The organism is Nocardia sp. CY15 (assembly GCF_009829295.1).
Classification (GTDB): domain Bacteria; phylum Actinomycetota; class Actinomycetes; order Mycobacteriales; family Mycobacteriaceae; genus Nocardia; species Nocardia sputi.
This window is the reverse complement of the sequence record NZ_VUOT01000011.1, coordinates 134,408-153,889: the sequence shown is the minus strand read 5'-3', so window position 1 is coordinate 153,889 and position 19,482 is coordinate 134,408. Positions and strand designations below refer to the sequence as shown.

25 protein-coding genes are annotated in these 19,482 nt (G+C 68.6%); 13 read left to right on the top strand and 12 right to left on the bottom strand.

What is annotated here, in order from left to right; all coding sequences use genetic code 11:
- The first annotated feature begins 60 nt into the window (after nt 1–60).
- Nucleotides 61–2,124, top strand: coding sequence for a neutral/alkaline ceramidase (locus GVY39_RS15855; protein WP_159925074.1), 2,064 nt, complete (start codon nt 61–63; stop codon nt 2,122–2,124).
- Between the two features lie 9 nt (nt 2,125–2,133).
- Here the strand turns inward: GVY39_RS15855 and GVY39_RS15850 are convergent, their stop codons facing one another.
- Nucleotides 2,134–2,373: a DUF2530 domain-containing protein gene (locus GVY39_RS15850; protein WP_159925072.1), complete on the bottom strand. Its 240-nt coding sequence runs from the start codon at nt 2,371–2,373 to the stop codon at nt 2,134–2,136.
- A 113-nt stretch (nt 2,374–2,486) separates the two neighbouring features.
- On the opposite strand from GVY39_RS15850, the gene GVY39_RS15845 reads away from it, so the two are divergent.
- Nucleotides 2,487–2,924: a MarR family winged helix-turn-helix transcriptional regulator gene (locus GVY39_RS15845; protein WP_043686798.1), complete on the top strand. Its 438-nt coding sequence runs from the start codon at nt 2,487–2,489 to the stop codon at nt 2,922–2,924.
- A 41-nt stretch (nt 2,925–2,965) separates the two neighbouring features.
- Here the strand turns inward: GVY39_RS15845 and GVY39_RS15840 are convergent, their stop codons facing one another.
- The 3 genes from GVY39_RS15840 to GVY39_RS15830 form a co-directional block, all read right to left on the bottom strand.
- Entirely contained in the window at nt 2,966–3,205 is a 240-nt protein-coding gene (locus GVY39_RS15840; protein ID WP_159925070.1) for a hypothetical protein, read from the bottom strand.
- Between the two features lie 190 nt (nt 3,206–3,395).
- Nucleotides 3,396–3,797 (bottom strand): YccF domain-containing protein, encoded by a 402-nt coding sequence (locus GVY39_RS15835; protein ID WP_159925068.1) that lies wholly within the window; start codon nt 3,795–3,797, stop codon nt 3,396–3,398.
- A gap of 73 nt (nt 3,798–3,870) precedes the next feature.
- Nucleotides 3,871–5,073, bottom strand: coding sequence for a GNAT family N-acetyltransferase (locus GVY39_RS15830; protein WP_159925066.1), 1,203 nt, complete (start codon nt 5,071–5,073; stop codon nt 3,871–3,873).
- 113 nt (nt 5,074–5,186) lie between these two features.
- Here GVY39_RS15830 and GVY39_RS15825 point away from each other — a divergent pair, with 113 nt between their 5' ends.
- Nucleotides 5,187–5,990: an RNA methyltransferase gene (locus GVY39_RS15825; protein WP_159925064.1), complete on the top strand. Its 804-nt coding sequence runs from the start codon at nt 5,187–5,189 to the stop codon at nt 5,988–5,990.
- Nucleotides 5,987–6,286 carry a DUF2537 domain-containing protein gene (locus tag GVY39_RS15820; RefSeq protein WP_255466171.1) on the top strand — a complete coding sequence of 100 codons (300 nt, stop codon included), beginning with the start codon at nt 5,987–5,989 and terminating at the stop codon, nt 6,284–6,286. Before GVY39_RS15825 ends, GVY39_RS15820 begins: the two co-directional genes overlap by 4 nt.
- Before the next feature lie 29 nt (nt 6,287–6,315).
- Here GVY39_RS15820 and GVY39_RS15815 read toward each other — a convergent pair whose 3' ends face one another.
- From GVY39_RS15815 to serC, 3 genes are all read right to left on the bottom strand, one after another.
- Complete coding sequence (locus GVY39_RS15815; RefSeq protein WP_159925062.1) at nt 6,316–7,059, bottom strand: hypothetical protein; 744 nt, start codon at nt 7,057–7,059, stop codon at nt 6,316–6,318.
- Between the two features lie 372 nt (nt 7,060–7,431).
- Nucleotides 7,432–8,475, bottom strand: coding sequence for a septation protein SepH (gene sepH / locus GVY39_RS15810; protein ID WP_159925060.1), 1,044 nt, complete (start codon nt 8,473–8,475; stop codon nt 7,432–7,434).
- Between the two features lie 212 nt (nt 8,476–8,687).
- On the bottom strand, nt 8,688–9,812 hold the full coding sequence (gene serC / locus GVY39_RS15805) for a phosphoserine transaminase (protein ID WP_159925058.1): 1,125 nt from the start codon (nt 9,810–9,812) through the stop codon (nt 8,688–8,690).
- A gap of 70 nt (nt 9,813–9,882) precedes the next feature.
- Between serC and GVY39_RS15800 the strand changes: the two genes are divergently transcribed.
- Nucleotides 9,883–10,515 (top strand): hypothetical protein, encoded by a 633-nt coding sequence (locus tag GVY39_RS15800; protein ID WP_236565476.1) that lies wholly within the window; start codon nt 9,883–9,885, stop codon nt 10,513–10,515.
- 148 nt (nt 10,516–10,663) lie between these two features.
- Entirely contained in the window at nt 10,664–10,996 is a 333-nt protein-coding gene (cutA, locus tag GVY39_RS15795) for a divalent-cation tolerance protein CutA (RefSeq protein ID WP_159925054.1), read from the top strand.
- A gap of 91 nt (nt 10,997–11,087) precedes the next feature.
- On the opposite strand, the gene GVY39_RS15790 is transcribed toward cutA, so the two are convergent.
- The 4 genes from GVY39_RS15790 to GVY39_RS15775 all read right to left on the bottom strand — a co-directional run bounded on the left by GVY39_RS15790 (nt 11,088) and on the right by GVY39_RS15775 (nt 13,608).
- On the bottom strand, nt 11,088–11,570 hold the full coding sequence (locus GVY39_RS15790) for a hypothetical protein (RefSeq protein WP_201295230.1): 483 nt from the start codon (nt 11,568–11,570) through the stop codon (nt 11,088–11,090).
- A gap of 97 nt (nt 11,571–11,667) precedes the next feature.
- Nucleotides 11,668–12,000 (bottom strand): hypothetical protein, encoded by a 333-nt coding sequence (locus GVY39_RS15785; RefSeq protein ID WP_159925052.1) that lies wholly within the window; start codon nt 11,998–12,000, stop codon nt 11,668–11,670.
- 97 nt (nt 12,001–12,097) lie between these two features.
- Nucleotides 12,098–12,418, bottom strand: a complete 321-nt coding sequence (locus tag GVY39_RS15780; protein WP_159925050.1) for a hypothetical protein — start codon at nt 12,416–12,418, stop codon at nt 12,098–12,100.
- Nucleotides 12,415–13,608, bottom strand: a complete 1,194-nt coding sequence (locus GVY39_RS15775) for a hypothetical protein (RefSeq protein WP_159925048.1) — start codon at nt 13,606–13,608, stop codon at nt 12,415–12,417. Before GVY39_RS15775 ends, GVY39_RS15780 begins: the two co-directional genes overlap by 4 nt.
- Nucleotides 13,609–13,900: 292 nt before the next feature.
- On the opposite strand from GVY39_RS15775, the gene GVY39_RS15770 reads away from it, so the two are divergent.
- From GVY39_RS15770 to GVY39_RS15750, 5 genes are read left to right on the top strand one after another with little or no spacing between them, the layout of a single operon-like run.
- Nucleotides 13,901–14,185, top strand: a complete 285-nt coding sequence (locus tag GVY39_RS15770; protein WP_159925047.1) for a hypothetical protein — start codon at nt 13,901–13,903, stop codon at nt 14,183–14,185.
- Nucleotides 14,182–14,676, top strand: coding sequence for a DNA-directed RNA polymerase subunit beta (locus GVY39_RS15765; RefSeq protein WP_223520440.1), 495 nt, complete (start codon nt 14,182–14,184; stop codon nt 14,674–14,676). Before GVY39_RS15770 ends, GVY39_RS15765 begins: the two co-directional genes overlap by 4 nt.
- Nucleotides 14,677–14,679: 3 nt before the next feature.
- The gene (locus GVY39_RS15760) at nt 14,680–14,892 is read left to right on the top strand and encodes a hypothetical protein (protein ID WP_159925045.1); all 213 of its coding nucleotides are present in this window, start codon (nt 14,680–14,682) and stop codon (nt 14,890–14,892) included.
- 23 nt (nt 14,893–14,915) lie between these two features.
- Nucleotides 14,916–15,350 (top strand): hypothetical protein, encoded by a 435-nt coding sequence (locus GVY39_RS15755; RefSeq protein ID WP_159925043.1) that lies wholly within the window; start codon nt 14,916–14,918, stop codon nt 15,348–15,350.
- 22 nt (nt 15,351–15,372) lie between these two features.
- The gene (locus tag GVY39_RS15750) at nt 15,373–15,873 is read left to right on the top strand and encodes a hypothetical protein (protein ID WP_159925041.1); all 501 of its coding nucleotides are present in this window, start codon (nt 15,373–15,375) and stop codon (nt 15,871–15,873) included.
- A 116-nt stretch (nt 15,874–15,989) separates the two neighbouring features.
- Here GVY39_RS15750 and GVY39_RS15745 read toward each other — a convergent pair whose 3' ends face one another.
- Nucleotides 15,990–17,138, bottom strand: a complete 1,149-nt coding sequence (locus GVY39_RS15745) for a citrate synthase 2 (protein ID WP_159925039.1) — start codon at nt 17,136–17,138, stop codon at nt 15,990–15,992.
- 121 nt (nt 17,139–17,259) lie between these two features.
- Here GVY39_RS15745 and pdxH point away from each other — a divergent pair, with 121 nt between their 5' ends.
- Nucleotides 17,260–17,952 carry a pyridoxamine 5'-phosphate oxidase gene (gene pdxH / locus GVY39_RS15740; RefSeq protein ID WP_159925037.1) on the top strand — a complete coding sequence of 231 codons (693 nt, stop codon included), beginning with the start codon at nt 17,260–17,262 and terminating at the stop codon, nt 17,950–17,952.
- A 69-nt stretch (nt 17,953–18,021) separates the two neighbouring features.
- Nucleotides 18,022–19,302 (top strand): MFS transporter, encoded by a 1,281-nt coding sequence (locus GVY39_RS15735; protein ID WP_159925035.1) that lies wholly within the window; start codon nt 18,022–18,024, stop codon nt 19,300–19,302.
- Nucleotides 19,303–19,482 lie beyond the last annotated feature (180 nt).

Below are 19,482 nucleotides of genomic sequence, written 5' to 3'. Positions count from 1 at the left end.
TTTGGACTGGACGAGTGACCAGCTGTGTGGTTCCCTGCAACGGGACGAAGGGAGACGGGTATGCCGGTGTCGCGCAGAACTGTTCTGGCCCGGACCGCGATCGGTTCCGCAACACTCGCGGCCGCGACGGTGCCCGGAATGAGCGGCGCGCTCGGCGTACCCGCGGCGGTCGCTGATCCGGGTACCGGCGGTTATGAGATCGGCGTCGGGCTCTCCGACATCACCGGCCCGGCCGCCGAATGCGGGATGATGGGCTACTCCCAGCTGGAGCAGCAGACCGCGGGCATCCATCTGCGCCCGCGGGCGAGGGCGTTCGTCATCGGCTTCGCGGGGCGGCGGATCGTCTTCGCGGTCGCCGAGAACGGGATGATCTTCCAGTCCGTGCACCGCGGCGTGCTGGCCGAATTGGCGCGGCGCTTCGGCGATCTGTACACCGAGCAGAACGTCCTGCTCACCTCCACGCATTCGCACGCGACCTGCGGCGGCTCCAGCCACGACTACGCCTACAACCTGTCCATCCTCGGTTTTCAGCAGCAGGTGTACGACGCCGAGGTGAACGGGATCGTCGAGGCGATCGTCGCCGCGCACGCCGATCTCGGCCCCGGCTCGCTCGCGCTCGGCCGCACCGAGCTGCACGACGCGAGCGTGAACCGCTCGCGGGTGGCCTGGGAACTCAATCCCCCTGCGGACAAACAGCATTTCCCGGATGCCATAGATCCCGCCGTGACCACGCTCGTCCTGCGCAAGGGCGGGCGGATGGTCGGCACCATCACCTGGTTCGCCACCCACAACACCTCCATGACCAACACGAACCGGCTGATCAGCTCGGACAACAAGGGTTACGCCTCGTTCTCCGCCGAGCACATCGAGCACGGCGTGCGCTACCTGGACGGTGAACCAGCGTTCGTCGCGGCCTTCGCGCAGACCAACGCCGGTGACATGTCCCCGAACCTGAACCTGCGTCCGGGCTCCGGCCCCACCGAGGACGAGTTCGACAACACTCGCATCCTGGGTGAGCGGCAGTACGCGGCGTCGAAAGACGCCGCGGCCGGCGCGCGATCGATCTCCGGACCGGTCGACGGGATGCTCTGTTACATCGACCTGGCCGATATCGCCGTGGACGGCCGTTTCACGCCGGATGGCCTGCCCCGTCGCACCGCGCCGGCCGCGGCAGGCGTTTCGCTGATCGCGGGCAGCGTCGAGGACGGTCCGGGCCTGCCCGGCGGCCCGATTCCGGAGGGTGTGCGCAATCCACTTCTCGCGGCGCTCGGCGACCCGGCCCAGCCCGCGCCGACTTGGCTGGCGGACGCGCAGGCGCCGAAAGCGATCGCGGTGCCGCTCGGTCTGCTGCCTCCGGTGGCGTGGGTGCCGAACGTCCTGCCGATCCAGCTCGTTCGCGTCGGCGAGCTCTATTTGGCTGCCGCCGGAGGCGAATTCACCATCACGGCCGGGTTACGCGTACGCCGCGCGGTCGCCGCGGCGCTGAACGTCCCGCTGGAGCAGGTGCTCATGCAGGGCTACGCGAACGCTTATCACGAGTACGTCACCACTCCAGAGGAATACGACTCGCAGCAGTACGAGGGCGCGTCGACGCTGTTCGGCCGCTACACGCTGTGCGCCTATCAGCAGGAGTTCACCCGTCTGGCCACGGAGTTCGCCCACCGCAGACAGGTGCCGCGCGGCCCCGCACCCCGCGATGTGTCCCATCTACAGCCGAACTTGCAGTCGGGCGCCGGTCCGGACGCGGCGCCGCCGGCGCGCGGCTTCGGCGACGTGCTGGTGCAGCCGCATCCGTCATACGACCGTGGTGGGCGGGTGGTGGCCGAATTCGTCTCGGCGCATCCGAAACACGACACCCGCCGCAACGGGACGTTCCTCGAGGTGCAGCGCGGGAATGCCTCCGGCGAATGGGTGCGGGTGGCCAACGAGGGCGAGTGGGCGGTGCGGTTCCACTGGAGCAAGCGCGGGCTCGCCGAGTCGGTGGCCCGATTCACCTGGGATATCCCGCTCGACGCCGAGCCGGGACACTATCGCTTCCGGCACTACGCGAGTCGTCTGGATTCCGACGGCTCGCTGCACCCGTTCACCGGCACGACCGACGAATTCGAAGTAGGCCCCCCGTAACCCGGTCGGCTACAAACCGGTCTGCGCGCCCTTGTCCCCGCGTCGTGCGCCGCGGCGCTGAACCAGATAGATCACGAGGGCGATCAGTCCGACCACCAGCCCCATCAGGCAAATCGGTCGAGCCGACGCCCACCGGTCGCCACCCGCCCACACCACCACGGTGGCGATCAGCCACAGCGCGCTGCCGACCGCGAGCACGGGGCGCGGATCGGTCAGGCGCGGCGGAAGCTGCGGGACATTCTGCGTCACGGGCTCAGCCTAATCGGCCCCGCCGGAGCAAGCCGGTGGGAGCCGACGCGAGGTGGCCGCGCAGCGGCCCGAACCCGCGACCTGCGGCGCGTGGTCCCGTATCGTTTGCCACTGTGACAACGCCATCGGATGTCAGAGCCCTTGCTGGTGAGCTCTCGCTGGCGGTCGTTCGACTGACGCGGCACCTGCGCGGCCGTCGTGCCGACTCGCAGATCTCGCTGACCCAGCTTTCGGCCCTCGCCACCCTCGCGCGGGAGGGCGCGATGACCCCGGGCGCGCTCGCGGCGAAGGAACGTGTCCAGCCCCCCTCGATGACGCGGGTCATCGCTTCGCTCACCGACCTCGATCTGGTGGAGCGCAATCCGCATCCGACCGACGGCCGTCAGATCATCGTCTCGCTGTCCCCGGCGGGCCGAGCGCTCATCGCCGACGAAGCCAGCGCCCGTGAGGCGTGGATGACCGAGCAGCTGTCCACGCTCACCGAGGAGCAGCTCGTCGTGCTCACCCGCGCGGTGGCGATCATGAAGCAGATCGTCGCGGAGTCCGAGTAGCGCAGTGGAATTCGGCGTCCACGCCGCCGACGGCGCACGGATCAGCGGTGTGGCCGGTCGAGCCGGGCGATGATCCCGGCACCCCACCACAGCAGGCGGCCCGCGATCATCAGGCAGAGGACGAAAGCCGGATAGACCAGTACGCCATAATCCTCGGCCCACCTCGGCAGATTGGTGAGCTGAGTGCCTGCGGCGACGAGCCCCAGCAGTCCCAGAACCACCGCGATCGGCGCGAGCGGCGCGGTGTCCGAGTCGGCCCGGCGGGCGGTGCGGTCGGTCATGGTGGAGCCCTCCTGTGCGGTCGGCTCGGCGCCCGATCGGGGCGCGCAGGGCACTGGATCTATCAGTTACCTTCTAGCTAACTTTCGCACGGAGATGTGATTTCGTTAACAGTCTGTGATGCAGATCACATGAGAATCGCGAAACGAGCCCCGAAGCCACGCAGGCCCATCCGGCCGGGCCGAAGTCCGCCTACCGCGCACCGAACGGTTGATCGCTGTCCACGATGTCCCGCCCCAGTGGGAACAGGGAAATCGGAATGAACTTCAAGTTGGCCCAGCCGAACGGGATGCCGATGATCGAGACGAACAGCGGGATGCTGGTGAGCAGGTGGCCCAGCGCCAGCCACCAGCCCGCCACGATGAACCAGATGATGTTGCCGATCAGCGAGCCCGCGCCCGCCCCCGGCTTCTCCACCGTGGTCCGCCCGAACGGCCACAGCACGTAGGCGGCGATCCGGAACGACGCGATACCGAAGGGGATCGTGATGATGAGGATGAAGCAGATGATCCCGGCGGCGATGTAGCCGAGTGCCAGCCAGAACCCGGCGAAGACCAGCCACAGGATGTTGAGAACCAACTGAATCGGCTTCATGACTCCAGCATGCCAGCCGCCCGCCGATTCGGGCATTCCTTCTTTCCCGGCGGCGGGACGCGATGCGCGCGGGTCAGAAGAACCAGCCGAGCATCGGGTCCCGCTCCGCGCGGAAGGCGTCGTCGAGCGCACGCATGTGCGCCGAATCCTTGCCCCGCAGCCGGTTCGCCGCGGCGAACACCCGCGCGGGATACGCGCCGAGATACATGCTGCCGAGCACGTCGATGCCCAGTTCGATATCAGCGGCACGGTCGGTGGGTGCGCACTCCGCCTGTCCGTCGCGCACACGCAGGGCGAACGTGCCGCCCGCGTCGCGGAAAGGGTCGGTCACCTCGAGCACCACGTCCAGGTCGCTCGCGTAAGCCCGGGCGGTCAGGGCGGCGGGAACGTCCATCAGGCGAAGCCACAGTCCGTCGTAGCGGGCGGTGGTGCGCACCAACCGGGGATCGGTCAGCAGATAGGGCAGTGGGTCGTGGTCGGTGAGCACGGCGTCCACCCGCTCGACCAGATCGAGCCCGAGCAGGGCTCGCCACAGCGCCGCGTGCGCCTCGGCGGTGACCGTCCGCAGTTCGACGACCTCGACCGTTCGCGCTCTGCCGTCCGCGTGGAATCGGTAGAGGGCGTAGCCGTCGGCGTGCAGGAATCCGAACAGGGTGCTGCCACCCTCCCGGAAACGCTCCGGATCGTCGAACACGATGTCCCAGGCCGCCGCCGGACGTACCTGCGCGCCGGGCACCAGCCTGCGCCAGCGGTCGTAAATCGTCTCCGCCGCCGCGCGCAGGTCGCCCGGCGCACGCAGCGTGACGCCGCCGGGATCCGGCGCCGACGGAAGGAATGCGGCGAATCGACGATCGATGCCGACGGCGTTCTCCCGCGTCGCGGGCCCGTAGCCGAACCGGCCGTAGATACCGCCCTCGCTCGCGGTGAACATGGTCAGGGGCAATCCGGCGGCCTCGACGCGCCGGTGCTGCTCGGTGTACATGGCGCGCAGAATGCCGCGCCGCCGGTGCGTCGGCGCCACACCGACGCCCGCGATGCCGCACACCTGCACGGTCCGCTCGCCGGGCACCGTCACCGTGAGGGTGGTGGCTTGCGAGTGCCCGACGACCTGCCCGCCCTCGACCGCCACGATCGAGTTCTCGGGAGGGAACAGCAGCGGTATCCGCTCCAGCTCGGCGGGATCGTAGCGGGTGCCGAACGAGGTCTCCACCAGCGTCATGATCGCGGGCCCGTCGTCCTCGGTGGCCGACCGGATCGTGATTCCAGGCAGCGTCATGCTTCGACCATTCCACGTTCACCCGCCTGTCCGCACCGGATTTTCCGGCGCCCGCGACTGCCTGGCGAACCACCGATTCGGACCCGGTCGCGACCGCCCGGCAGGATGGAGCGGTGGCCGAAGTGATCGATATCGATGACCCCTCCGACCCCAGGGTCGACGACTTCCGCGATCTCAAGTCGGCCGACCGCAGGCCCGATCTCCCCGGGCGCAAGGGGCTGGTGATCGCCGAGGGCGTCGTGGTGGTCCAGCGGATGCTCGATTCCCGTTTCGCGCCTGCCGCGCTGCTCGGCGTGGAGCGCAGGCGCGTCGAGCTCGCCGACGACTTGCTGGGCGTCGACGTGCCGTACTACCGCGCGACGGCCGAGGTGATGGCCGAGGTGGTCGGTTTCCACCTCAACCGCGGCGTGCTGGCCATCGCTACCCGTCCCACCGAACTCGGCATGCACGAGGTGATCGAGCGGGCGCGCACCGTCGCGGTGCTCGAAGGCGTCAACGACCACGAGAATCTCGGTGCCATGTTCCGCAACGCGGCCGGACTGGGGGCCGACGCGATCCTGTTCGGCGATCGCTGCGCCGACCCGTTGTACCGCCGCGCCGTCCGGGTATCGATGGGACATGTGCTGCGGGTTCCGTTCGCGTCCGTGCCGGATTGGCCGGGCGGTCTGGATATACTGCGGCGCAAGGGTTTCCAGATCATCGCGCTCACTCCCGACCCGGCGGCGGCGAATCTGGCCGCGGCGATGACGGGGGAGCGGGTGGCATTGTTGCTCGGGGCCGAAGGGCCAGGGCTGACCGAGGAGGCGATGCGAGCCACCGACGTCCGCGCTCGCATTCCCATGACGCCCGGCACCGATTCGCTCAATGTCGCTACCGCGGCGGCGATGGCGTTCTACGAGCGGGTGAGGACCGCGTGACCGGACCGTTTCGACCGTATCCGTCCTACCAGGACCCGACTCCGTGGGGCGCGGGCCTCACCGTGGCGACCATGGTGGCGCTGTTGGCCGCGATGGCGGTGTATTCCTTCGGGGCCGCGCTGGCCGAAGTACATCCACTGCTCGCGGTGGCGGTGAATCTGATCGCGGTCGGCGGCGCCGCGCCCACCGCGTGGCGCTGGCGTTTCGCCCCGGTGACGCGGTGGATCATCGGCGGCGGCGCGGCGGGCGTGCTGCTGGGATGGGTCGTGCTGTTGCTCGGCGGATTCGCCGCCTAGCCTGGCCGCCCAGGCTCACTGCGACGCGCCTAGGAGACGGGGTCGTGCCCGCGCAGCCAGCCGAGCAAGCCGCGCCTGCGCCGGGCCGAATGCGGCCCGCCCTCGGCTGGGCCGCGAATCATCGAGTCGGGCATCTTCCCCTTCGGGTGCAGCGCGAATCCGCAGATCGGGATGTCACCCGGCCCGATCGCGCCCGGCGTCGCCGCCGCGCGGTAGTGGAAGCCGAGCCATTCGTCGTTGGCGGCGTCGGCGAAGTCGGGCGGATCGAAGGGCAGCGACTGGGGGTCGGGCAGTTCGCCCGCGCGCCAGCGCACCGGATGCTCGCCCGCCCAGTACGGCCGCTCCCACACCAGCGGAAGTCCCTCGTCCTCCAGGATGTTCACCCGGGTGGAGCTGAACGATCTACGGAACTCGCCGCGCTCCCAGTGGGCGAACGCTCCCCAGCCGTGCTCGGTGTCGAACGACACCAGATAGGTGTGCTCGGAGGCCAGCGGGCGCACCAGCAATTCCGGGAGTTCGGTCGGGTGGATGCGGGTGGCCTGAGCCGAGCACAGCACCGTCACACCGGGAAAGCAGCCGATGGACACCGCGGCGGTGTCCGGGCCCGCGCATCCGGCCAGCGTACCGATCATGAGCGGCTGCACGTCACGGTCTTCGTGCAGTTGTTTCGCCAGCGCCAGTGCGGCCGCGGGATCCGGATCGTGGTTCGCGCGCAGTACCGCCACGGGGTCGGGTGCGTCGACGTACCAGAGCGACGAAGCCTTGGACAGCATTCCGGCACCTCCCGACAGTTGCACGAATCGACTCCGCGAACTTCGAGCGACGCACGGTGGCGCCGACCGGCGCACCGGTGAGGTGACCTGCTCGGCGCCGACGCACGTCGTCGACCACACCGAAAACTTACTCGCCCCGCACCGGCCTCGGTACGGCTTCGCACCGCGAATACGCGACGCGCCCACCGGTTTCCGCGCCGGTGTAGGGAATGGTTCCATCGCGCATGGGCGATCGATCGCGACAACTGATTCCCGAGCACATAAGTAATTCACCGGGAACCCTCAAACCTGAGGCGGCACCTGACGCAGGACCTGTACGCGAATCCCGCGCCCTCACTTCGTAGGGTGAAGCACCCAGATGCGACGAGCGCGCTAGTGACCCGAGCTGCGCACCCCGAGCAACACGTCCTCCCAGGACGGCATCGGGGCCTTACCGCGCTTGCTGCGACTGGGCTTCGCCGGAGCTTTGGCCGCGGGCTTCGCGGGCTCCTCGGTGGTGGCGGGAGCCTGTGCGGCGGGCACGGGCGCACTGGTCTCGGCGACGGGGGTGGTGGCTGTCGCGGCGCCGTTGGCGGGCACCGCGTTGGCCGCGGTCGGAGCCGCGTTGCCGTTGGCGGGCGTCGCGCCGTTGGCCGCCGGGATCGCCGCGGCGCTGCCACCGGCAGCGACGGCGCGCTGCTCGTAGTACTCGTCCAGCGTGGGCTGGCTCTGCCGGCCGGCGGTGCGTGCGGGCGGCGCGGCCGGGGCGGGACGCGGCTCGGCCACCGGCTCCGGCTGCGGCGCGACCGGCTCTGGTTCGGGAGGCTGGATCGTCGCCAGACCGCGCAGTGCGCGCCCGAAATCCGGATCGATGAGATCGGAGGCCGGATCGTCGAGCGGGGAGACCGAGCCGCCGTGCGCGTCCGGCTGGTAGCGCCAGTGCGCGGCGATCTCGGATCGCCCGTTCTGCCACTGCAACTGGGCGACCCAGAAACCCTTCTCGTCTTTCCAGGCGTCCCATTCGGCGCCCTCGATGTTGTGCCCGCGCGCGGTGAACGCGGCGGTGACCACATCGATGAGGGTGTCGACGGCCGGACCGTCGGGGCGGACCGGGTGGGCTTTCTGGGCGAGTTCGGCGGCGCGGGCTCGCTCCAGCAACACCGGATAGGCGAAACGCTCGACACGACTGGCCGGCATTCCGGATTCCTCGGTGACCTGTTCCACGGAGGCTCCAGCGCGAATACGGGCCTGGATATCTCGGGGACGCATAGTTGCTTCCATTTCGATCTCTATCTGGCCGAATCGGGCAAGGTCTCCGCGCGCGGCGGCTCGTAGTTTGTCGTCGGCGGGCAGCCGGAACTTCTGACCGGACTCGGTGTCGATACACACGATGTGCGTGGAGTCGGGCGTCACCCCGATCACTCGAAGTTCACGCACCGTTACCTCCTTATCGCGTCGACTCGCGACACCGCCCACTTTACGAAACAGTAGTGCACATCTGAGATTCATGGGGCAGGACACGCGGCACGGAAATCTCCGAAGAGATCTCCGCGCCCCGCTAATCTGCTCTGTTCGATCCGCTGAACCTAATTCAGCGGCGTGTCGATCCCGGGCGTGTTGCCGCCGTCGAGGGCCGAAATGCGCGGCGGTCAGCCGAGATTCTGCACGACCCAGTCGATGGAGCGGGTCAGCTGACTCACGTCGTCGGGATCGATCGCCGGGAACATGCCGATGCGCAGCTGATTACGGCCCAGTTTGCGGTACGGCTCGGTGTCAACGATGCCGTTGGCGCGCAGGATCTTCGCCACCGCGGCCGCGTCGACCGAGTCGGCGAAGTCGATGGTGCCGACCACCTGCGAGCGGTGCGCCGGGTCCGCGACGTACGGGATGGCGTACTCGCTGGACTCGGCCCACGAGTACAGCCGCGACGAGGAGTCCAGCGTCCGCTTGACCGCCCAATCCAGACCGCCGTTGCCGTTGAGCCACTCGATCTGGTCGGCGAACAGCAGCAGGGTGCCCAGCGCCGGGGTGTTGTAGGTCTGGTCCTTGGTGCTGTTGTCGATCGCGATCGGCAGCGACAGGAAATCGGGCGTCCAGCGACCCGAGGCCTTGATCTCCTCGACCCGGGCCAGCGCGGCCGGGCTCATCAGCGCTACCCACAGGCCACCGTCGGAGGCGAAGCACTTCTGCGGCGCGAAGTAGTAGACGTCGGCGTCGGTGATGGTCACCGGGAGGCCGCCCGCGCCGGAGGTGGCGTCGATGGCGACGAGCGCGTGCTCCGACCCCGCCGGACGCTGCACCGGGATGGCGACGCCGGTGGAGGTCTCGTTGTGCGCCCAGCCGATCAGGTCCGCCGACGGGTCCGACACCGGCTCCGGCGCGCTGCCCGGTTCAGCCGAGACCACGATCGGGTCGCCGATGAACGGGTTGCCCTTGGTCACGGCGGCGAACTTCGAGCTGAACTCACCGTTGGTCAGGTGCAGCGAACGTTTCCGCACCAGGCCGAACGCCGCGGCGTCCCAGAACGCGGTGGTGCCGCCGTTGCCGAGCACCACCTCGTAGCCGTCCGGCAGGCCGAACAGATCGCGCAGACCGGAGCGCACACGCGCCACCACATCCTTGACCGGCTTCTGCCGATGCGAGGTTCCGAACACCGAGGCGCCGACGTTCACCAGCGACTGCAGCTGCTCCGGGCGCACCTTCGAGGGGCCGCAACCGAACCGTCCGTCGGCGGGCTTGAGATCGTCGGGAATGGTCGGAAACGCAGAGGTCATGGCGAACAGGGTAGTCGGTGGTGTGACTGTGGCAGCGCCCACACTCCGGCTAACGTAAGCGCCCATGGGCATGCGGTCAGCTAACTCGGGGTGGCGTCTGCGCGAGCGGGCACGGAATTTCCGGCTGCGCGGCGCGACGGTCTCCGACGTGACGCGGCGGGAACTGCTGATCCGCGGGGAAGCGGGGACCGCGACGATCCTCGGCGTGCGTCCGCGGCGTACCGAACCCGGGCACGTGTTCTGGGTCCGGGTGCAACTGCCCGGTGAGTTCCCTTACGAGAGCCGGGTGCGGCAGCGGGTGGCCGACACCGACCTGGAATGGATGGGGCCGGGCGACGTCGTGTGCTGCCGGGTGGACCCCGACGACCGCGATCGCCTGGTGCTGTACGTGCCCGATCTCGACGAATCCGGCCGGGCGAGCATCGCCAAGATCCTCGCCGACGGCCGCCGCGCCGACGCCACCGTGCTCGCCGCCGCACCGGTCGCGGCCGACTACTCCGGTCGCGACGACCCGGTGCTGCGCCTGGACCTCGAACTGCGCGCCTGGGACGAAGCCAAGCCGTGGCGGGTCCGGCTGGTCCAGCCGGTGCCGCTGCACGCCCTCAGCCTCGTGGACCTGGGCCGGCACTTGGAGGTCGCCTTCTTCGAGGTCGACCGCGGCGAGACGGTCGCCGTCGACTGGACCGCCTCGCTCGAGGAGTGAACCGTCAGCGAACGCGAGCGCCTGTCGGTGCGCGAAGGTGAAACCCATGGCGCGCAGCTCGCGCAGCGCCGCGATCACGCCCGCCGGATGGTGTGCGAGCCGGACGCGCCCGCGCGTCGGCGGCGGGCGGGTTCCCTAGGCTGTCGGGATGGCAACCTCGAGTGTGTGGTCCGTGACGACAACCACACCCACCGAAGACGCTGCCCAATCCATCGCCCGCGCCGCGGTATCGGAGAAGTTGGCGGCGGGTGCGTTCATTACCGGGCCGATCAGGTCGGTGTTCCGACATCTCGGCGAGTTGGGTGAAGGCCAGGAGTGGCGCGTCGAGTTGCGCACCTTGACCGCGACCCGGGACAAGCTCGCCGCCAGAATCAAGGAACTGCATCCGTGGGACAACCCGGAGCTGACCGGCCAGCCCATCGAATGGTGCTCCGACGATTACGCGGACTGGGTGGAGCGCTCTACAAGCGCGCTGGAATAGGAACTTGCGCGGCGGCTCATGCGGCGATGGGTGTGGCATCGCGGGCGACTCTGCCCCGCCGGCGGCGGACATGGATTCGCACTACCGGTCATCAGCCTCGGGCCGCGCCAGCGGGCCACACCACATCCACTGGCACGCGTGCCTCGCGGGCGAGTGCTACCACGGAGCCGGTCCCGCCCTGCTGTCCGTCCTCCGCATCCCACACCGCGACCAGCCGGTCTACTGAACCGACGACCGCCGCGTTCGCCGCCTCATACGCTTCACGGCCCGCCTCATCGAAGTCCATCACTCGCACCGAGACCGCCCGCTGTACGAGGTCATCGAACAGTTCGGCGTGATCGGGCTTCACCTTTGCTTCCCGGTAGTTCCGCGACGGCAACACCACCTCGAGCTGCCCACCAGCGTCGAGGACAGCTCGAGCGAACACCGAATCTGCACCGCGGGCGATGCAGCTCACCCCGACCACCGCTCCGCCATCCGGAGTCGCGGCGAGCAGATCCCGGATCGCGGTGTACACCAGAGACTGAGTGTCCTCGGTGATGTTCATGTGCCCGGTCACGCCGATCCGCACCATGGTCCTATTCGCTCCCTACGCTGTCGCGGATTCTGGGTGGGCTGGAGCTGTGGCGGATGGTGAGAGTACACGCCGCAGCTGGCGGACGCAGATCCCACTAATGACCGAGCAGATATTCCTTCAGCCTCGGTGAGCCGGTCCGCGCCGTGTCCACAATGTTCGCCGCTTCGCGCCCGGTCAGCCCTTGCCGTTGCGCCAGCTCGACCGGAACCACGTCGGCATCGCCGACTATCTCCACGAGCAGCCGGTTACGTGTCTGCTCGGCCGCGTGTACCTCGTCGCGGGCCTGCTTGAACCGGTCCGACCGCAACGGGGAACGGCCGCCCGCGCTGCGCGCGAATACCTCGCCGGTACCGAGAAGCGCGGACTGGGTGGAGCGCTCTACAAGCGCGTTGGAGTAGGAAGCCGGTGGGCGGCGGCTCGCTCCCACAGCTGGTAGCCGCTGGATGTACCTGCGGCCCGCTGTGTGACCTGCCGCGCCCGGGACAGGCGGGAGTGCGCGCCGCGTCCGACGGCACAAGTTTCCGCTACTGACCGAGTAGGTATTCCTTCATCTTCAGCGAGCCGATTCGAGCCGTGTCCACGATGTTCACGGCCTCGCGGGCGGTCAGTCCCAGACGCTGCGCCAGCTCCACCGGCACCACGTGGGCGTCGCCGACGATCTCCACGAGCAGCCGGTTACGTGCCTGCTCGGCCTTATGGACCTCTTCACGGGCCTGCTTGAACCGATCAGACCGGGACGGAGTTCGGCCTGCTTCGCCACGCGTGAAGAGCTCGCCGGTATCGAGAAGCGCAGCCTTGGCGCGTTGCATCCGCGCCAACACCTCTGCTTCCTGCTCCACGCTCATACCATCACGATATCGCGAGCCGCGAGCCGCGCGTCCAACTCACGGATCGGCCGTGACCCCGCCCACGGCGACAAGACGCGGCGGCCGTCCCGTATCGCGGCAGCCAAGCGAGGTGACCGGCATTGCGCGGTGAGATCGGCAGCTTCGCCGACTGCGCTCGCGGCCTCTTCCACCCCGCCGAGCCGGATAAGGGACCGCTCCAGTTCGAGGAGGGAGATCGCGCGATCGCGCACGTACTGCGGCTGCATAAGGGTCAGCGCCTGTTGCGTCGCTGCAGCGGCGGCGCTGGCCTCGCCGAGCAGTGAGAGGCAGTTGCCGCGATAGGAATGCATCATCGCCTCCGACACGAAGTAGGCGCGCGACTGTGCAGGGTGGCACGGTTCCAATCCGGCAATAGCTCGGTCGGCTTCGTCCAGAGCGATGAGGCACGCCTGCCGCTGCCCGGCAACCGCCGCGGCCTCGGCCGCGCGCATCGCGACATATGCGCGCAAGGGAGCATCCTCGCTCTGGGCGACCCAACTGCGCGCGGCGACGGCATAGTCGACGGCGACACGTGGGCGGCGCTGCCAGATGGCGAGCTGAGACAGGTGGCACAGCATGTATGCGCCGAGGTCCGCATCCTCAGCCTCGTGCGCTGTCTCGCGCGCCAGCTGGTACAGCCGCGCGGCGGTGTCGTACTCGCCGGAGTCCCATGCCAGGCACCCGGCGAACCCGGACCATTCGGCGTACAACGAGAGGACGGCGGGCCGCAGCGGAGTGGGGCACTCGCGCAACATCGCCTCAGTGAGTTGCTGTTGAGCGATCACGAGCCCCTGCGCCGCAGGTGATCCGAGTGTGTCGTCGAGCTGCATCGCCGAGTAGAGAGTGTTCCGCACCACTTCGACTGCCGCAGCGTCTGGTTGGCCGGCGCCGGACATCAACCAGCGGCCTTGGTCGGCATCGGTGATGCCGAGCACCGCCAGCCCACCGGCGCCGAGCGCACCTACCTTGAACAACTGCCGCCGATCCACGTCGTCCTCCTTATTCGGGCGCAGCCGCGCGCGGAACGCCGCGACGACCTCCGCCGGTGCAAGGGACAGCGTGGTATCGAGCACCGCCTGATATGCCGGACGGATAGATCGCCCGGCTTCCCAGTGCTTGACCGTGCGCTCATGCGCACCAAGCTTGGCTGCCCAATCTGCCTGGCTCAATCGGAATGCTTCGCGCAGGGCACGGCTCTCCTTGCCCGTCCACTCTCTGACGTTAACCATGCGGTCTCCTGGGGCGAAGTGGTGAGGCCCAGAGTGCACGACACCGCCCCCACTGGTCCACCAAAACGCCACCGAAGCGCCACCCGCCTCGCCGCGAAGGTGATAACGGCCCCCGGCACGGGGTGAGCCCGTTACTTATCCGGGCACACCATCGGCATCTGTCAACCAACTGACTGATGAAATACCTTTGGCCGGGCGGCCTTCCAATCATCGAGGATGGAAGGCGCGCAGGATGGGAGAGATACGCAAGTTCCGGCTGTCGCGAGTGGGGCAGTGGGAAACCACAGACAGCACACCCTATGGGCCGCTGTCGCGGGTCCGCTGCCCGCAAGCCCAGCACTGCCTACGGCTAGCCCCATATGAGCATGGGCGGATTGGGCCGCACGTCCGCAATATCCCGGGCTGGTGCGGGTGGGTGGGGGCCGAGGTCATCGATGACCGCCACGACATCCCGTCGAAATACTTGATCACGCTCGGCGCCGTGACCGGTATCGACCGGATGCGGTGGCCGGGATGAGTGAGACGAACCGCGCTGATGACGTCACGATGGTCCTGGAGACTCCGACGGCGCGGTGCCGGTTCTACCGCCAGGTGTGCGGGCTGCCCGCCTGCATCGAGCCGTCGATGGGCCGAATCTCGCTGCCATCCGGCAGTGTCGGCGCGATCACTGTGCCCGCTCAACTCGGTGCGCAAGTGAAGAACCGGATGCGGAACAGCGGCGCACCGGCCGGGCCGATCATCTCGCACCCGCGTTCCAAGCGGTGGACCTTCCTTATCGCCCCGGACATCCCGAACGATATGTCGCTGTTCTCCGAACTGTTCCGGCTCAATGCCACCCTGGCGCCCTATGGCGCCCAGATTGCCCTTCCCTCTCCTGCGGATGACGTTGGGTGTCGCCGGTTTCGGGTGTGGGCGCAGGCGCCGCGTGACTCCTACCGGCCGTCGGGGCTGAAGGTTGTGGAAGCCATCCGGGTGTGTGTGCGGCTGCGGCCGGGGCCGGGGCGGTAGTCGATGGGTGCGCATCGCGTCACGGAACTCGATGGCGTTGTGGTGGTTTGGCGGGTGGAGGTGGGTGTGGTCCGCGTGCTGGGGGTGCGACGAGCCGACGGTGCGAGCACCACTTTCAGGGTTCCACCGACGCTGGCCGAGTGCATCGACCTGATACCGCGCGAACTGTGGGTGCAGGTCCGCTACCAGTACGAACAGTCCAGAAATGAGTGGTGATACACCGCCGGAACGGGAGACCAATGACCATCGCCACTGCGATCCGTGCTGCCCTGCTCACCAGCACACTGGTGCTCGGCACAGCCACAATCGCGCACGCCGAACGCGTCGCCGAGGATGAGATTGTCTGCTTCGTCCACGCCATCGAACCGTGGAAGACCGACCACGGTTCGATGGCCCCGATCAACTACGGATTCAAGGTGCACTGCACCGGACGGCCCGCGCTGCGCAGCATCACCACAAAGCTCTGGCGTTACGATACTGCCCACGGAAAGTGGTATAAGCACGCCGAACGCATCGACACCAGCCCTGACCCCGATGTGGAAGCGCTGTACTCCGCGTCGTGCTCGTCAGCGGGAATCCTCTACAGATCTCACACCGAGGTTGCCGTGACCGCGATTAACGGCTACTGGGACGACGGCGGTGACAACAGCGCCACCATTTCGGCGATCTGCTGACTCGACAGGAAGGGCGCAGCCAATGGACAGTCTGGACCATCCAGCTGTCTCCGTAGCCATCGACGCCCTGACGGCCGCTGACCAGGGCCTCATCCCGGTCAGCGCCGTTGTCCGGGCCGAGATCGCCGCTGTCGTCATCGACGGCGCCCAGGGCCGGTACATCGTGTTCGTCCACCCCGACGGCGACCAGTGGAGGACGCGCGGAACGATTTTCGGCGCACCCCGGCCTGCCGGGCCTCGGCGCGACCGCACCATGGCTTGGGAGCCGTTACAGCGACTCGGAACCCGGTTTCGGTCTCAGACCGCCGACCGGACCGGCGAAGGCTGGTTTGCCGTGATCGGCCGCGCCGCACTGGACGCGGTTTCCCTATCGGTGGCTTCCACGCTGGAGGAGCACAGTGCACCCATAGGAGCGGACGGTTTGGCGTTCGCGGTCATCCGCGCCACCAGCAGCGAACAGCCGCGTATCACCGTGACCACCCTCGACGGACAGCGGGTTACAGCCAGACCTCTCGCGGCTTGATCAGGAACCCCATCACGTCTTTCCGGGTTCCCGGGAATGCCACGTGAGCAGGAGGTGACGGCACGAGGAGATCTCCGCCGTCACGCCCCGGCTCGTGATCCTTGGGCCGTGGCCGATTACGTGTGCGCGATGGTCGCCCAGCCCGCGACCTCTTCGGGCTTGCGGGGGCTGGGGCCGGTGTAGATGGCGGCCGGGCGGACCAGCTTGCCCAGTTGCTTCTGTTCCAGGATGTGCGCGCACCAGCCCGCGGTGCGGCCGCAGGTGAACATGGCGGGCATCATGTGCGCGGGCACCTCGGCGAAGTCCAGGATCACCGCGGCCCAGAACTCCACGTTGGTCTCGATGGCGCGGTCCGGGCGACGCTCGCGCAGTTCCGCCAACGCGGCCTGCTCCAGTGCGGCGGCGACTTCGTAGCGCGGAGCGGCCAGGCGCTTCGCGGTGGCGCGCAAGACGCGGGCGCGCGGGTCCTCGGCCCGGTAGACGCGGTGACCGAAGCCCATCAGCTTCTCTTTGCGGTCCAGGATTCCCTTGACCAGAGCGCGCGCGTCGCCGGTCTTCTCGACCTCTTCGATCATCGGCAGCACGCGCGCGGGCGCGCCGCCGTGCAACGGACCCGACATGGCCCCGATCGCGCCGGACAGCGAGGCTGCCACGTCGGCTCCGGTCGAGGCGATCACCCGGGCGGTGAAGGTGGAGGCGTTCATGCCGTGCTCGGCGGCGGAGACCCAGTAAGCGTCGATGGCCTCGGTGTGGCGGGGGTCCGGGTCACCCTTCCATCGGGTCATGAAGCGCTGGGTGACGGTGGTGCACTCATCGATCTTCTTCTGCGGGACCGCGGGCTGGTAGATGCCGCGCGCCGATTGCGCCACGTAGGACAGCGCCATGACCGAGGCGCGGGCGAGGTTCTCCCGCGCGGTCTCGTCGTCGATGTCCAGCAGCGGCTGGTAACCCCAGATCGGCGCGAGCATGGCCAGCCCGGCCTGCACGTCGACGCGCACGTCGCCGGTGTGGACGGGCAGCGGGAACGGTTCGGCGGGCGGGAGGCCGCGTCCGAACGATCCGTCGACCAGTAGCGCCCACACGTCACCGAAGGTCACCCGGCTCTCGACCAGATCCTCGATGTCGACTCCGCGGTAGCGCAGCGCGCCGCCGTCCTTGTCCGGTTCGGCGATGTCGGTGGTGAATGCCACCACGCCCTCCAGGCCGCTGACGAAATCACTGGGTACGGCGGCCTGCCGACCGGAAACCGCGGGGCTGGTAGTCATGTTGCGACTCTCCTTGGACTTGGGTCGCATGTTCTCGTCGATGGGAAGTTGTCGGATTTGACGAGTACATGCCGATCATCAAAACCTTAGCTCCCTGCTACCGCGGAGTAACGTCTGGCCCATGCGTGACCTGGACAATTCACCGGATCTCGCCGCCATGCGGGTGGACTACGGCGGCCTGCCGCACGGCGGCAACGACGACATCGACTTGGACGAGACCTGGCTGGCCGGTGGCTGGGAGCCGCTGCTGCGGCATTGGATCGAGCAGGCCACCGCGGTAGGCATCGCCGAGCCCAACGCCATGGTGCTGGCCACGGTGTCGCTGGCCGACGGCACGCCGCGGCCGGTCGCGCGGACCGTGCTGTGTAAAGGGCTCTCGCCGGACGGTGTGATCTTCTACACGAACTACGACTCCGCCAAGGGCGCGCAGCTGACCGCGGTCCCCTACGCGGCGGTCACCTTCGTCTGGCCCGCGCTGGGCAGGCAGGTGCACCTGCGCGGCGCGGTCGAGCGGGTACCCGCCGAGACGACGGCGGCCTACTGGCGTTCCCGGCCGCGGGATTCGCAACTGGGCGCCTGGGCGTCGCGTCAGTCCGAGCCGATCGGTTCGCGGGCGGAACTGGATCGCACACTGGCCGAGGCGACCGCGCGGTTCGCCGACGTCGACGAGATTCCGGTGCCGCCGCACTGGGGCGGTTTCCTGGTCCGCCCCGACGAGGTCGAGTTCTGGCAAGGGCGCCGCGGCAGGCTGCACAACCGGATCCGGGTGCGGATCGCGGACGACACGTCCACGGTCGAGCGCTTACAGCCCTGAGGTATTCCCAGTTCGTGCGTGAGAATTCTCGCGTCGAACCGGGCGAGTCCACTGGATACGCTGCGGCCGGTGACACTGCTCGCCGACATCACTCCGCTGCGCGACCCGGACTTCAGACGCTTGTGGAGTTCGGGCATCGTCACCATGATCGGCGCGCAGCTGTCCGTCGTCGCGGTTCCGCAGCAGATCTTCCAGATCACCGGCAGCTCCGGCTACGTCGGCCTGGCCGGGCTGTTCGGGTTGGTGCCGCTGATCGTGTTCGGTTTGTGGGGCGGCGCGCTGGCCGACGTGCTGGATCGGCGCAAGCTCCTGCTGGTCACCAATTCCGGCACCGGGCTCACGGCGCTGGTTTTCTGGCTGCAAGCGGCCGCCGGGCTGGACAACGTGTGGATCGTGCTCGGTCTGTTCGCCGTGCAGCAGGCGTTCTTCGCGGTGAACCAGCCCACCCGCAACGCCGCCATCCCGCGTCTGCTGCCGGAAGGCCAACTGCCCGCCGCGAATTCGCTGAACATGACGGTCATGCAGTTCGGCGCGATCGCGGGACCGGTGCTGGCCGGTGCGCTCATCCCTGTCGTCGGGCTCGCCACGCTCTACTTGATCGATGCCGTCGCGCTACTGGCCACCCTGTGGGCGGTGTGGCGGCTGCCCGCGCTGCCGCCCACCGGAGCGGTGCGCCGCGCCGGATTCCGCACGGTCCTGGAAGGTTTCGGCTATCTCGCCACGCAGCGGGTGCTGCTGGCGTCGTTCGCGGTGGACGTGATCGCCATGGTGTTCGGCATGACGCGCGCGCTGTTTCCGCAGATCGCGCACGAGACCTTCGGCGACCCGGCCACCGGCGGCGTCGCGCTCGGCTTGCTGTTCGCCTCGATGTCGGCGGGCGCGGTACTCGGTGGCGTGTTCTCCGGCTGGATCCCGCGCATCCGCAGGCAGGGCCTCGCCGTGCTGGTCTGCATCGCGCTGTGGGGTCTGGCGATGGTCGGTTTCGGCCTCGCGGTCGGATTCACCGGACACGGCCTCGGGCGCGGCGCGGGATTGTGGATCGCGCTGGGCTGCTCGGCCTTCGGCGGCGCGGTCGACATGGTCTCGGCGGCGCTGCGGGTCACGATGCTCCAGACGGTGGCCACCGACGATCTGCGCGGGCGGCTGCAAGGGGTCTTCACGGTGGTCGTCGCTGGCGGCCCCCGGGTCGGTGATGTTGCCCACGGTTTCGCGGCGGCAAGCCTGGGTACTGCTGTGGCCGCCGCCGGAGGAGGCGCCCTCGTGGTGGTGGGCGTGCTCGTCGCGGCGGTCGCGTTCCCGGCCTTCACGCGCTACCGTGTCGGTCGCGCTCACGCCGAAATTGCCGTGTGACGTGCACCGCGAACACCCGGCGACCGCGTCCCACCAGGGGCGCTGGACCTCACCGCGCCGCGATGTGTTTGTGAGCCGCCGCAGGACTACCCTCCGGTATTGTCCGCGTCGGTGAACGGCTAGCGTTGAGGCAAGCGCATCGTGTGCCGACCGCGCCGGTGCCTGTGGTTCTAGCCTGAG